Origin of the sequence: Flavobacterium sp. HTF (genome assembly GCF_003105115.1) — a bacterium.
GTDB lineage: Bacteria > Bacteroidota > Bacteroidia > Flavobacteriales > Flavobacteriaceae > Flavobacterium.
On record NZ_QETH01000002.1, the window covers coordinates 1 to 14,038 of the forward strand.

Genomic DNA, 14,038 nt, shown 5'->3' on the forward strand with positions numbered 1-14,038 from the left:
ATTCACTATAAGAATTAATTCAGAAGGAAATCAACAAATTAAAATCATGTAATACATAACATTTTGATTTTAGTATGAACCAGGATAATTAATTTTCTCTCGCAGATTTTGCAGATCGTACAGATATATATAAAACAATCGTTTTTAAATCTGCCTAAATCAAATAAAATCTGCGTGAAAAAAAAATCCTTTTAATCATTATATAACGATATCTATCGGAAGTGTCGAAAAAAAATCGTGCTAATTAGTATAATTCGTTTTTAAGCACTCAATCGAATCGTCTTCCTAAACTCAGTCGGACTATAACCTTTTTGCTTTCTAAAAAACTTATTAAAATGACTTTCATCCGTAAAGCCAAATTCATATGCAATTTCGTTAATTCGCTTATCGCTGAACTGCAGACGATGTTCAATCAGTTTTGTTTTGTAATTACTGATATATTGCTGCATCGTTTCGCTGGCATGCTTCTTAAAATAACGTCCTAAATAGGTATTCGAAATTCCAAAATAATCGCTGATTGATTCTGCTTTGATTTTTTCCGGATAATAGATATTGTTCTGAATATATTGTAAAATATCCATCGCCTTTGCCTCCGTACCGATATTAACCTGCTCCGGAAGATATTTTGCAATATTTCTCGCCACGATAATAATCAATGTATTCACCAGTTGCTGAATCAATTCCTGATTGTAAACATCCTTATCCTGATATTCGCGGATAACTGCCTCGACCATCACTTTTACCAGACATTTATCTGCATCGTTTTTCAAAATACAACCCGGCTGATGATTGGCGTTTTGCAAAATATATTCTAACCGTTGTACATTTTCATTTTGAAGGCTTGAATTCTTTAAATAAATATCATTAAATCTCAAAAAGAAAAACTCCGTCTGAGTTTCGATTGTAAAATTATGGCAATCATCCGGTGTCAATAAAAACAAATGACCGGCATCATACGTAAAAATATTTTTGTTGATGCATTGTGAACCCGTTCCTCCCAAAATGTAAACCAGTTCAAAAAAATTATGACGATCCCCAACATCCGGATATTCGTCTAAAGTTTCAAATGAAACCGTAAAAGGTTCGTACAGGTTTTCTTTTTTCATTTTTGATTTATTTTGAAGATGCAAATATACCTAAAAAACACAAATATATACCAATTAACTGTCCTAAAAACAGTATAATTTTGCCAAATCATTTTTAAACGAAATAATTAAACTTATGGAATATAGAAAATTAGGCAACAGCAATCTCGAATTATCAGCTATAACTTATGGTGCATTTGCAATTGGAGGAACGATGTGGGGTGGTACAGAAAAGAAAGAATCAATCGACTCTATTCATGCCTCAATAGACAATGGTGTAACCACTATAGACACAGCTCCTTTCTACGGATTTGGTTTAAGCGAAGAGATGATTGGCGAAGCTGTAAAAAGCCAGGATCGTTCTAAAGTACAACTATTAACAAAATTTGGTTTGGTTTGGGACGGAAGCAATCAGGGCAAAGGCGATTTCTTTTTTGATGCCGATGATAACGGAAGAAAAGTGCCCGTTTATAAATACTCTTCAAAAAACAACGTCATAAAAGAAGTAGAAGAAAGCTTAAAACGTCTTCAAACCGATTATATCGATTTATTACAAATCCACTGGCCAGACTCCACTACTCCAATTTCTGAAACTATGGAAGCTGCAGAATCCTTAATTCAACAAGGTAAAATCAGGGCTTTTGGAGTAAGTAATTACAACGCAGAACAAATTAAGGAAGCACAGAAAACAATTCAGATCGCATCAAATCAGGTGGCCTACAGTATGCTGAACCGCAAGATCGAAGCGGAATTAATTCCTTTTACAGTAGCAGAAAATATCGGTATTATAGCTTACAGTCCGATGGAAAGAGGTTTACTGACCGGAAAATATTTTACAGACAGCAAATTAAAAGACAACGATCACAGAAACGGATATTTTAATCAGTTTGATCTTCAAAAAGTAAAAACATTAGTTGAAGAATTAACCTCTTTGGCACATGCAAAAGAAGCCAGCTTATCGCAATTGGTTTTACGCTGGACGACTTTACAAAAAGGAATTTCAATTGTTTTGGCCGGTGCCAGAAATGCAGAACAAGCCATCTCAAACGCAAAAGCAATGAATTTTGATCTTTCAGGTTCTGAATTAGAATTTATAGATCAGGCAATTTCAAAATTAAAATAATAAAAATACATGTGATGTTCGTTTCGGCGAATCAATCATTTTCAAAATAATATTCAGGACATGAAGAAAATATTTATAATCAACGGCGGACAAAAATTCGCTCATTCGGGAGGAAAATTCAATCAGACAGTGCAGGACTGGACAGTTGATTTTCTTTCTAAAAACAATAATTACGAAATAAAAACAACTCATATCGAAAACGAAATCAACCTGAAAGAAGAGGTAGAAAAATTCGTTTGGGCAGATTTAATCATCTATCACACACCTGTTTGGTGGTTTCAGTTACCAAATCTTTTCAAAAAATACATTGATGATGTTTTTACCGAAGGACACAACAACGGAATCTACAAAAGCGACGGAAGAAGCCGTGTAAATCCGGACATCAATTACGGAACCGGCGGGCTTCTGCATGGACGAAAATACATGCTGACCACAAGCTGGAATGCACCAAAAACAGCTTTTACTTTACCCGGGGAATTCTTCGAAGAAACGTCTGTTGATGACGGCGCAATGTTTGGTTTTCATAAAATGAATAAATTTACGGGAATGCAAAAACTGGATAGTTTTCATTTTCATGATGTTGAAAAAGGTGCAACTGCAGAAAATATTGTTATCTTTAAAGACGATTATACAAGACATTTAGAACAAACTTTTAAAAACTTATAATCATGATCTCGATTACAGCCATCATCAAAAGCAAAACAGAAAACTTAATAGAAGTTCAAAATATGCTGACTCATCTGGTTACAGAAACCAGAAAAGAAGCTGCATGCATTCGTTACGACTTACATACTTCTGAAAATGTTTTTATCATTTGGGAAGAATGGAAAGATCAGATCGGGCTTGATTTACATAACAATCAGCCTTATTTGCAGGAATTCATTCAAAAAACCGAAAGCCTGGTTGCCAACACTATTCAGGTTTACAAAACAGCACAAATATTATAAAGTTTTTTTTGCCGCGAATTACATCAATTAACACTAATTTTTATTCTTTCGTATTAAAAATTAATTCGTGTAAATCCGTGTAAATCCGTGTAATTCGTGGCGATTTTTTTTCTACTTAATCCCTCCAAAAGCACCAAAACACATGTTTTTATGTAAAATTTCCACTTTTGAAAAACCAACTTTTTTCATCAGATCCAATTGATAATTCATCGATCTTGGCGTATCTTCTTTCTCGATGTAATCAAATACTTTCCGGCGGTACTCTGCCCCTCCTATTCCTTCCAGATAATCACCATAACGCTGCCAGGTATATTCGTTTAACAATTCGGTATCCTGAGTAATTAAATCAGAAATCATTAAACATCCGCCTGGTTTTAATAATCTGAATAATTTCATGAATGTTGTTTCCCAATCGTGATCATCACGCAAATGATGCAAAACCGCTCCGGCCAAAATAACATTAAAACTGTTTTCCTCTAAATCTACTTCGCGTATATCTCCTTGTTTAATTTCTACTTTACCGTTTGTTGCTGCCGAAACCCTTTCAAAAGCTTTATTCAGCATGGGCAAACTCAAATCGACCAAAGTGCAGTTTAAATTTGGAACTTTTGACAACATCATTAGAGTATAATTCCCGGCACCACAGCCAACATCCAAAACATTCCGGGCATCCGGAACAATTCGTTTAGAAGCTTCCGTTATTAATTCTAAGGAAATCGTAGCATCGATAGTGGCTACCTGCCCTGTTTCTAAATTTGAAAATCGTTCGACGTCATTGTCGAATCTTTCTTTAATCTCTGTAATAGTTGACTTTTTCATGTTTTTTTAAGTTATAGGTTATGTGTCATTAGTTTTTCGTTCCTGACAAGTAACGTTTAACTTCTAACATTTAACTTTAATCAAAACTACTTCTTTGATATATACTTTAAAAATACTTATTTTGTCATTCATCAATACTTTAAAAGTATCATGGAATTACGTCACTTAAAATATTTCCTGGCTGTAGCCGAAGAACTGAACTTCACAAAAGCTTCTGAAAAACTATTTATATCGCAGCCGCCGTTGAGCCGTCAGATTATTGAATTAGAAGAAGAACTTAAGGCGAAACTTTTCATTAGGAACAATAAAAAAGTAGAATTGACCGAAGCGGGCAAATATTTTCAAACAGAAATACAAGATCTTTTTCTGAATCTGGAAAGTATTTCGTTGAAAACAAAAAAGATTGCTGAAAATGTTTCGGGCGAATTCAGGATTGCGTATATCAGTTCGATCTATTCGTCTGTTATTTCAGATTTAATAAAACATCTGAAAACGCAATTTCCATATGTAAATTTCAAACTTTTCGAGGTTTCAACAACCAAACAAATCGATGCTTTAGAACAGGGAAAAATTGAAATGGGGATTATTCGATCACCAATTCAGTCTCCGAAAATAAAATCGCATCTGTGGTTTAAAGACGGATTTTCATTGGTTTACAATAAAAAATCTGTCCGGATAAAATCGGAAAATGAGATTTTAAAATTGAAAGACGAGACATTTGTTTTCTTCAATAAAGACTACGCACCACATTATCATGAAGTTTTACTGGAACTTTGTGCTTTTTATGGCTTTACACCGAAAATCATTCACGAAGCCAATAACATTAACTCAATAGTACAATTAGTCAAAAACGGATTGGGAATTTCGATTGTTCCATCAAATATTGCAAAAAACAATCAGGATGCTGAGCTTGGCTTTATCGAATTGAAAAAAGTAAATTTATATACGAATGTGTCATTAATTACTTCAAAAGAGGATCATTCTGAAATCACGCAATCTGCTGTTGAGTTTTTATTGAAGAAAAGTTCAACTTAGATTAACCATGACAAAAATGCGAATAATTGTTGGCTATAAGAAAAAATCGTTACAATTTAGTACAGAAATCCACATCATAAAAACAGAACTTTTAAATACCTTAGCAAATTATAATTCTACACAAAAAAATTAATACAAATGGCTGAGCAATCTTCAATTCAGTGCCCAAACTGCGGAACTCCTATCGACGTAAATGATGTTTTGAAACATCAGCTGGAAGATAGCATCCGTAAAGAATTTCAACAAAAAGCTACTATTCAGAATAAAGAAATAGAACTTAAAAACGAGCAATTCGAAAAAGCCAAAGCCGAATTTGAAGCGAAGAAAAAACAGGAAAACGAACTTTTTGCAGAGCGTTTGGACCGGGAAAGAAAAATAGCCGAAAAAGAAATTTCTGAAAAGCTGAAAGCCAAACTGGAAGAAGAAAACAAAGACCGCTTATTATTGATGGAAAAAGAGCTCTCTGAAAAGTCTGAAAAAATCAGGGAACTAAATAAAATGGAAGGTGAAATTGCAAAATTGCAGCGTGAAAAACTGGAAATGAAAGATGCAATCCAGGCCGAAGCCGAAAAACAGCTCAATGTAACTCTGACACTGGAACGTGAAAAAATCAGAAAACAGGAAGACGATAAAAACGAATTAAAATTCAAAGAACTTCAAAAACAGCTTGAAGAACAAAAAAAGCTGACTGAAGAAATGAAACGCAAGCAGGAACAAGGTTCAATGCAGTTACAGGGCGAAGTAATGGAACTGGCAATTGAGGAATGGCTGGCCAATAATTTCCTGCTTGACAGCATTGACGAAGTCAAAAAAGGCGCAAATGGTGCCGATTGTCTTCAGATTGTAAACACGCGCGAATTGCAAAACTGCGGTTCTATTTATTACGAAAGCAAAAGAACAAAGGCATTTCAGCCTTCATGGATTGAAAAATTCAAAAACGATATCAGGACCAAAAGAGCCAATATTGGTGTTTTGGTAACAGAAGTTATGCCTTCCGGAATGGAAAGAATGGGCATGCGAGACGGTATCTGGATTTGTACCTATGAAGAATTTAAAGGTTTAAGCGCTGTGCTGCGTCAGTCTCTAATTCAGGTTAGCCAGGCAGTTCAGGCGCAGGAAAACAAAGGCGATAAAATGTCTATGTTGTACGATTTTTTAACCAGCAACGAATTCCGTTTGCAGATTGAAGGAATTGTTGAAGGTTTCACTCAAATGCAAAGCGATCTGGATTCTGAAAAAAGAGCGATGCAGAGAATCTGGAAACAACGCGAAAAACAAATCGAAAAAGTGGTTCACAATACGTTAGGAATGTACGGCTCGATTCGTGGCATTGCAGGAAATGCAGTACAGACTGTCAGAGCTCTGGAACTCGATTTTATTGAAGAGGATAACGAGGAAGATCCTAAAGAATTATTGGAATAAATTTATATCAACAGCGATCCCGCGGTTGAAACCGCGGGCAATATTTTATATGCATTTTTGACATAGCCCACGATTTCAACCGTGGGATTTTTTTTTCCTGAAACAATAAATACAATCAATCCACCTTCCTAAAAACCAAAAGCTTCCCAGAAGGATTCGATAATGTCAATCTATTATTTTCAATTGAATAAGTGGTAGTATTTTGTAACGCTTTGGTAAAATCGCCTTCCTTATTTCCAGGAGCGCACGCCATTAAAGTTGAAATCACTTTTGAAAAACGAAGCAAATCTTTTTCGTAAAAAATAGACCCGCTGATAGAATTACAGCCTCCATAACCCATAAAGCTGTTTTCTGAAGCATTAATTTCAATTCTTGGCAACTCCCTTTGAAAATCAGTAGCAAAAACTTTAAAGCTGTTCATCTCTTCGAGAACCCAAATATCATGAAGTCGGTAATCTGTATTGTATTTTCCGCATCCTTCTACTTTTTTAGACTGCAATTCTGAGTTATTTTTAATTTCAATCGAAACTTTATAAGGCGAAATAGCTCCCGACATTGAATTCTGACATTCCAACTGTTGAATTGTAATTGTCGCTGTCGAAGTTTCATTACTAACTTTGTACATTTTTACATTGGCATCCATCGCTTTTATCGCTTCAGTAGCAGGAAAAATTAATTTTTCTTTCCCTGGAATCAACGAAGTAAAAACGATTTCTTCATTTCCTATTTTAATTCCCCAAAACGGTTCGTTTCCGGTGCCGATAAAAAAGTACTTCATTTCGTCTTCTTGCTTTCCATATTCAGAAGTAATTTGTTTTGTATCCGAAGTTTTGCCTGCCGTAGATTTACAGCTTACTATCAGGGAGAGTAATAGCAATAATGAAAATATCTTTTTCATAACATTTTGATTTAGTACCGTTTTAAGTAAAACACAAGTAAAATTCTTATCAATTTACGATATTTTTTTGAAATTCTTATTTAGAATCTTTTCAAATTTAAATAATTCTCACTAGCCTGTTTTGCCAAAAACCCGCACTACGTAAAAGATTAAGATGAAATACGTATTCTACAAATTCCACATCTACTTAAAAAAAGAAATACAATACGTATTTTTATAAGTATAAATACTTATATTTGCGTAGTAATACTTAATTAAAGAAATCATGATTAGAGTAATAGTAGTTGGAAACGGCATGGTTGGTTATAAATTTTGCGAAAAATTCGTTGCAAAATCAGGACAGGAAAAGTATCAGGTAACGGTATTTGGTGAAGAACCAAGACGTGCTTACGATCGTGTTCACTTAAGTGAATACTTTGGAGGAAAAACAGCAGATGATTTAGCACTATCAACTACTGACTGGTACGGACAAAACAATATTATTCTAAATACATCAGAATTAATTACAGATATTAATCGCAATGAAAAAACAATCCATACGCATCTGGGAAAAACACATACGTATGACTACTTAGTTTTGGCAACAGGCTCTTCTGCTTTTGTACCACCAATTGATGGAGTAGAAAAAGAAGGCGTTTTTGTATACAGAACCATCGAAGATCTGGATGCGATCATGGCTTACGCTAAAAAAATAAAACAAAAAGGAGCCACAGAAGCTGCAGTTTTAGGAGGCGGTTTATTAGGCCTTGAAGCTGCAAAAGCTGTTAGGGATTTAGGATTGAATCCGCATGTGGTAGAATTTGCACCACGTTTGATGCCAAGACAATTGGATCAGGGCGCGAGCGATATGCTGCAATCTAAAATTGAAGAATTAAATATTGGAATTCATCTTAACAAAGCAACGCAATATATTGACGGGAAAGAAAACATAACAGGAATGATGTTTGCTAACGACGAATTGTTAAAAGTAGACATGTTGGTTATATCTGCCGGAATTAAACCCCGCGACGAACTGGCAAGGGTTTCAGGACTCGAAGTTGGCGTAAGGGGCGGAATTGTGGTAAACAATCAAATGCAGACATCAGATCCTTCTATTTTTGCGATTGGCGAAGCGGCACTTTATAATCATAACATTTACGGACTTGTTGCTCCAGGTTACGAAATGGCCGATGTAGCCGCTGAGCAAATCTTAAATGGTTCCAAAACCATGAGAGAAACCATCGATATGTCAACACAGTTAAAACTGATTGGTGTTGAAGTGGCTAGTTTTGGTGATCCTTTTATCGAAAATGAACATGTTACTGCGATTGTTTACGAGAATAAATTAAGCGGAGTTTACAAAAGAATCAACGTTACAAAAGATTCCAAAACCTTATTAGGCGGAATTTTAGTTGGTGATTCAAGTGATTACAATTCACTTTTTCAGATTTATAATAACGGAATGGCTTTGCCTAAAAATCCTGAAGATCTGATTTTAGGTTCCCGCGACGGTTCTGAAGGTTCTTCTATGGGAAGCGCAATGGATTTACCGGATACGGCTGTAATCTGTTCCTGCGAAAATGTAACCAAAGGCGCCATCTGCTGCAAAATTTTAGACGAATCCTGCGCTACTTTTTCAGATGTTGTCAAAGCAACCAAAGCAACTTCAGGTTGCGGAGGCTGTAAACCAATGGTTTCAGATTTAGTAAAAGCAGCTCAGAAATCTTTAGGAAAAGAAGTAAAAGAGGTTATTTGTGAGCATTTCAGCTATACGCGCCAGGAATTATTTGATTTGGTAAAAATCAACAAATATGAGAATTTCTACGATGTTCTGGATCATCATGGAAAAGGCGATGGCTGTGAAGTCTGCAAACCCGTTGTCGCTTCTATTTTTTCCAGTATTTACAACGATACAGCCAATAAACATGTTACAACTCAGGATACAAATGACAGGTTTCTAGCCAACATTCAACGAAACGGAACCTATTCTGTTGTTCCAAGAGTTGCCGGAGGAGAAATTACTGCCGAGAAACTAATCGTGATAGGCGAAGTAGCCAAACAATTCGATTTATATACTAAAATTACCGGAGCACAGCGAGTAGATTTATTCGGAGCGCATTTGAGTGATTTACCGAAAATCTGGAAAATCTTAATCGATAACGGTTTTGAAAGCGGTCATGCCTACGGAAAATCGCTTCGTGCCGTAAAAAGCTGCGTTGGAAATGCCTGGTGCCGTTACGGAATGGACGACAGCGCCGGATTTGCCATCGAACTCGAAAACCGATATAAAGGAATCCGTTCTCCTCATAAACTAAAAGGTGGTGTTTCGGCCTGCATTCGCGAATGCGCCGAAGCCCGCGGAAAAGATTTCGGATTAATTGCCGTTGAAGGCGGATGGAATTTATACATCGCAGGAAATGGCGGTGCCAACCCAAAACACGCGGTTTTATTAGCCGAAAAAATCGACAAAGAAACGGTAATCAAATATATGGATAGATTCTTAATGTATTACATCCGTACAGCCGGCCCGCTGATTCGAACTTCAACCTGGTTAGAAAAATTAGATGGCGGTTTGGAGTATTTGAAACAGGTAATTATCGAAGACAGTTTGGGAATCTGCGAAACTTTAGAAGCTGAAATGCAGACTTTGGTAAATACTTTCGAATGCGAATGGAAACAAGTTTTAGAAAAACCAAGATTATTAAAACGTTTCAATCATTTTGTGAATTCTGAAGAGAAAGACGATAATATTGCTTTTGTTCCTCTCAGAGATCAAAAAATGCCAAAAGCCTGGACTTAAAAAAATATTTTGTCACAAAGACACAAAGTCACGAAGTCAAATTATAAAACTTAAAAAAAACTTTGCGCCTTCGCGCCTTCGCGGCAAAACACCACAAGCTCCAAAAAAAGAAAAAAAATCATTAAACGTTTGCTGTCCTTCTTACCCTCTTTTTTACTGCGCCATCAACTCTCTTGATTGTAAAAAGAGGGCTAAGAAACAGGAACAAAAACAAACTCAAAATGGAAGAAATTTTAAGTCAATACGAAACTGTACACGCAAATGATGCTACAATTTGGTTTAAAGCCGGCAAAGTAGAAGATTTTCCAACAAACCGTGGCGGATGCATCAAATACAAAAACAAACAAATTGCGATTTTCAATTTTGCACGACGCAACGAATGGTACGCTTGCCAAAACGCCTGCCCGCACAAAATGGAAATGGTTTTATCAAGAGGAATGACAGGCTCTGCCGACGATATTCCGAAAATCGCCTGCCCGATGCATAAAAAAACTTTTTCTCTTGTTGATGGCTCTAACTTAAACGGCGAAGATTTTAAAATTGCAACATATCCAATTAGAGTAGTTGAAAATGAAGTTTTTGTTGGGTTTGTAGATTAGAAAAATTGTGAGTAGTGAAATGTAAAATGTGAAATGCCTATTCTGATTTTCTACTTTTTCATTTTTTTACTTTTTACATTTCACATTTCACATATTTACTAATTCCGTATCTTTGAAATCTATTATCAAACCAAAAAATGACTACACCTTTCCAAAAAGCAAGCGAATGGATTGATGCTGAAAATGCTCAGGATCCTAATATTGAATTAGATCAAAACACCGAATATCCAAAAGAATTATTGTATTCGAACAGGATGTACGAAAAATTATTGCAGTTTGAACCCAATGCTTCAGAAGAAGTTCAGATTGCCTCAAAAGCACAGCACATCTGCCGATGGAAAGTGGCCCGAGAGTCGTATCCGATGGATCGTGTAGGCTATTTAAAATGGAGAGAAGAACTAAAAAAATTCCACGCCAAAACTACTGCCGAAATTTTGGAAAAAGCAGGTTATGAGCAAACTTTTATTGACCGTGTTTCTTTTTTAATTGAAAAGAAATTACTTAAAAAAGATACCGAAACTCAATTGCTTGAAGACGTTATCTGTCTTGTATTTTTAGACTATTATCTCGAACCTTTCGTTCAAAAACATGATGAGGAAAAACTAAAAAACATCATCAAAAAAACCTGGGATAAAATGTCTGACAAAGGACATCAGGAAGCCTTAAAAATTAATTATTCTGAAGAAAACTTAAACTTAATAAAAGCTTCTTTGGGATTGTAAAAAAATATGAAGAAAAGCAATCAGGAAGCCGCAGAAAAAATCACTTTCAAAAACTTACGCCGTCTGTATTTTTTTGCACTTCTTACTATTGCCTTAACGATAATTATCAGTCAGTTTTTAGTACAATACAATCTTAACCAGCAGTTAAGCGATTCTAAAATCATCAATTTCTCTGGTAAACAAAGAATGCTGAGCCAGAAAATCGTAAAAGAAGTACTGATTTTACATTATGTTTCTGATTCGGCTACAGCCAAAAAAGCTTCACACTTAAAAGAGGTTTTATACAATTGGAGAAAGAATCATTTTGCTCTTGAAAATGGCAGTGACAGTCTGGGTTTTCCACATCAAAAAAGCGAGATTCTCAATCAATTATATCTTGAAATAGAACCAAGTTTTACTAATATTTCTAATGCAGCTCGTATATTTATTTCCAATTTAGAAGCTCAAAATAAGCAAGTCGAAAACCAAAAACTGGTTCAATTCATTCTTAAAAACGAAAGCACTTTCCTTTCTAAAATGAACCAGATTGTAACCCAATACGATCTCGAAGCGCACGAAAAAGTTACAGAACAACGCCGAATCGAATATTGGATTTTCGGTTTCACTTTACTTGTTCTTCTTTTAGAATTCTTCTTCATTTTTAAACCAACCAACAAGAAAATCGAACGGTTAATTGCCAAGCTTTTATCTTCTGAAAAGAAAGCTTTGAAACTGGCATATGATACCGAAATCATCAGCGAAATAAAAGAAAACTCCGTAAAAGAATTGAAATCGCTCAATTATGCGATGGAAAATACGCTATTGTACTGTCGAATTTCACCTGATGGCTCGATCATTCATATTGGAGAAAAATTTGCCAAACTTTTAAATTACACCAAGTTTTCATCCAACAAAAAATTCTCTGAAGTACTAACGGCTGACGAAAAAGAACAGGTTAATTTTGACCGTTTGATTTTCGAAAAACAACGCAGCGGCTGGCAGGGCGAAATTAAAATTGTTACTAAAGAAGACAAAGATATCTGGCTCGATTTATCGATGGTTCCCGTAATGATCAAAAAAGACGAGCTGGAACTTTTAATTGTGTGTTTCAACATCACCGAACGCAAAAAAGCACAGCGTGAAGTCGAACGATTAAATCTTGAAAACACAAACGAAAAAATCAATCAGCAAAAGATTATTTCGAGCAAAATTGTTGAAAATCAGGAAAACGAACAAAACCGCATTGCCAAAGAAATTCATGACGGAATCGGCCAGATGCTTACAGGCTTAAAGTTCAGTCTGGAAAGTATCAATCTGGATGATCGTGAAAAATCGGAACAAAAAATCGAGTATTTAAAGAAACTTTCGCTTGATATTATCAAAGGTGTCCGAACAGCAACTTTTAACCTGATGCCACCGGAATTGAGCGATCACGGAATTGTTTCCTCACTTGCAAAGCTAGCTCAGGAACTTTCCAAACTGACCGGAAAAGAAATTCTTTTTTACAACAAAACCGATTTTGACCAGCGCTTAGATTCGTTAATCGAAATCAATATTTACCGCCTTACGCAGGAAGCGATCAACAATGCTATCAAATATGCCGAATCCTCGCACATTATTGTGGGCCTTTCACATAGCGACACCCTTTTAAGCATCGTTATTGACGACAATGGAAAAGGTTTTGACATCAATTCTGTCGACAAAAAACGAAACAGTGAATCCGGAATGGGACTTTTATTTATGAAAGAAAGAATCCAGTACATCAACGGGCGCGTTTTCATGAACTCCATTCCGGGAGAAGGAACGAGGATTACTTTTAATATTCCGATACTTAAATAATGTGGCAATTTGGTAATGTGCCAATTTGGTAATGTGTCAATTTGAGAATGTGTCAATTAGGTAATTTGATAATTAGATAATTACTTAAGCATCTTAAAAATTATCTAATTGCTACATTGACTAATTATCTAATTAAACGCTTGTCAGGCTGAGCGGAGTCGAAGCCCCGCAAAGTAAATCGCAAAAATAATTTTCTAATTTTCTAATTGCCACATTATAATTAGGGCGAGCCACCATCCCGATAAGAGGGCAAATCTACTTTGTCTTTATTCGCCCTCTTATCGGCATGTTGTCGGGCTATCCGGGCTACTTCGGTAGCTTCCTCCTATCCCTCTCGCAAGCAATTGGTTTCAGAAGAGATTCTTATTTTATTTGGAATTTAAAGCAAAAACCAATCAATTGCCTCCAGCTTTAGCTGGAGGTTACAAAAAAGTAGCAGGAAGGGCTTTAGCCAAACTTATGCATTTGGCTAAAGCCCTCTCTTTTGTCTACAAAAACCTCCGGCTAAAGCCGGAGGCAATAGAAAACCAAACTTTGACAAAGTTATCCCATAGCTACCAACAATCTTGTCCTTTCGACAAAGGAGAAATCTTCGCAATTAACTCTACAAAGATTGTCGATTTCGATTATGGAATTTCTTTGCATGGCCTCGACTCCTCTCAGCCTGACAAATCTATATTCAATTTAGCATTTTAACATTAGATTTTATCTCAAGGATTTCTAATGATTTTTTAATATTGGAATTTGGAATTTCAAAAAATTGGAATTTTAAATAAAAAAAGTACGTATAT

13 protein-coding genes are annotated in these 14,038 nt (G+C 35.6%); 10 read left to right on the forward strand and 3 right to left on the reverse strand.

Features of this window, described 5'->3' with window-relative positions; genetic code table 11:
• Window positions 1–260 precede the first annotated feature (260 nt).
• A complete protein-coding gene (locus tag DCO46_RS00790) occupies window positions 261–1,106 on the reverse strand; it encodes an AraC family transcriptional regulator (protein ID WP_116750696.1) in 846 nt (281 codons plus the stop codon).
• A gap of 115 nt (window positions 1,107–1,221) precedes the next feature.
• Here DCO46_RS00790 and DCO46_RS00795 point away from each other — a divergent pair, with 115 nt between their 5' ends.
• Genes DCO46_RS00795 through DCO46_RS00805 form a run of 3 tightly spaced genes read left to right on the forward strand, consistent with a single transcriptional unit; the run spans window position 1,222 to window position 3,155 of the window.
• Window positions 1,222–2,208: an aldo/keto reductase gene (locus DCO46_RS00795; protein ID WP_116750697.1), complete on the forward strand. Its 987-nt coding sequence runs from the start codon at window positions 1,222–1,224 to the stop codon at window positions 2,206–2,208.
• A gap of 60 nt (window positions 2,209–2,268) precedes the next feature.
• On the forward strand, window positions 2,269–2,874 hold the full coding sequence (locus DCO46_RS00800) for an NAD(P)H-dependent oxidoreductase (protein ID WP_116750698.1): 606 nt from the start codon (window positions 2,269–2,271) through the stop codon (window positions 2,872–2,874).
• Between the two features lie 2 nt (window positions 2,875–2,876).
• Window positions 2,877–3,155, forward strand: a complete 279-nt coding sequence (locus tag DCO46_RS00805; protein WP_116750699.1) for a putative quinol monooxygenase — start codon at window positions 2,877–2,879, stop codon at window positions 3,153–3,155.
• 111 nt (window positions 3,156–3,266) lie between these two features.
• On the opposite strand, the gene DCO46_RS00810 is transcribed toward DCO46_RS00805, so the two are convergent.
• A complete protein-coding gene (locus tag DCO46_RS00810) occupies window positions 3,267–3,974 on the reverse strand; it encodes a class I SAM-dependent methyltransferase (protein ID WP_116750700.1) in 708 nt (235 codons plus the stop codon).
• A gap of 150 nt (window positions 3,975–4,124) precedes the next feature.
• Here DCO46_RS00810 and DCO46_RS00815 point away from each other — a divergent pair, with 150 nt between their 5' ends.
• A complete protein-coding gene (locus DCO46_RS00815) occupies window positions 4,125–5,009 on the forward strand; it encodes a LysR family transcriptional regulator (protein WP_116750701.1) in 885 nt (294 codons plus the stop codon).
• A gap of 138 nt (window positions 5,010–5,147) precedes the next feature.
• On the forward strand, window positions 5,148–6,431 hold the full coding sequence (locus DCO46_RS00820; protein ID WP_116750702.1) for a DUF2130 domain-containing protein: 1,284 nt from the start codon (window positions 5,148–5,150) through the stop codon (window positions 6,429–6,431).
• A gap of 115 nt (window positions 6,432–6,546) precedes the next feature.
• On the opposite strand, the gene DCO46_RS00825 is transcribed toward DCO46_RS00820, so the two are convergent.
• Window positions 6,547–7,329, reverse strand: coding sequence for an META domain-containing protein (locus tag DCO46_RS00825; RefSeq protein ID WP_116750703.1), 783 nt, complete (start codon window positions 7,327–7,329; stop codon window positions 6,547–6,549).
• Between the two features lie 265 nt (window positions 7,330–7,594).
• On the opposite strand from DCO46_RS00825, the gene nirB reads away from it, so the two are divergent.
• From nirB to DCO46_RS00850, 5 genes are all read left to right on the forward strand, one after another.
• Window positions 7,595–10,108: a nitrite reductase large subunit NirB gene (gene nirB / locus DCO46_RS00830; protein WP_116750704.1), complete on the forward strand. Its 2,514-nt coding sequence runs from the start codon at window positions 7,595–7,597 to the stop codon at window positions 10,106–10,108.
• A gap of 221 nt (window positions 10,109–10,329) precedes the next feature.
• Window positions 10,330–10,707, forward strand: a complete 378-nt coding sequence (nirD, locus tag DCO46_RS00835; protein WP_116750815.1) for a nitrite reductase small subunit NirD — start codon at window positions 10,330–10,332, stop codon at window positions 10,705–10,707.
• 137 nt (window positions 10,708–10,844) lie between these two features.
• Window positions 10,845–11,429 carry a DUF4202 domain-containing protein gene (locus DCO46_RS00840; RefSeq protein ID WP_116750705.1) on the forward strand — a complete coding sequence of 195 codons (585 nt, stop codon included), beginning with the start codon at window positions 10,845–10,847 and terminating at the stop codon, window positions 11,427–11,429.
• Between the two features lie 6 nt (window positions 11,430–11,435).
• A complete protein-coding gene (locus tag DCO46_RS00845) occupies window positions 11,436–13,247 on the forward strand; it encodes an ATP-binding protein (protein ID WP_116750706.1) in 1,812 nt (603 codons plus the stop codon).
• Between the two features lie 372 nt (window positions 13,248–13,619).
• Window positions 13,620–13,943, forward strand: a complete 324-nt coding sequence (locus DCO46_RS00850; protein WP_116750707.1) for a hypothetical protein — start codon at window positions 13,620–13,622, stop codon at window positions 13,941–13,943.
• The last annotated feature ends 95 nt before the right edge of the window (window positions 13,944–14,038 follow it).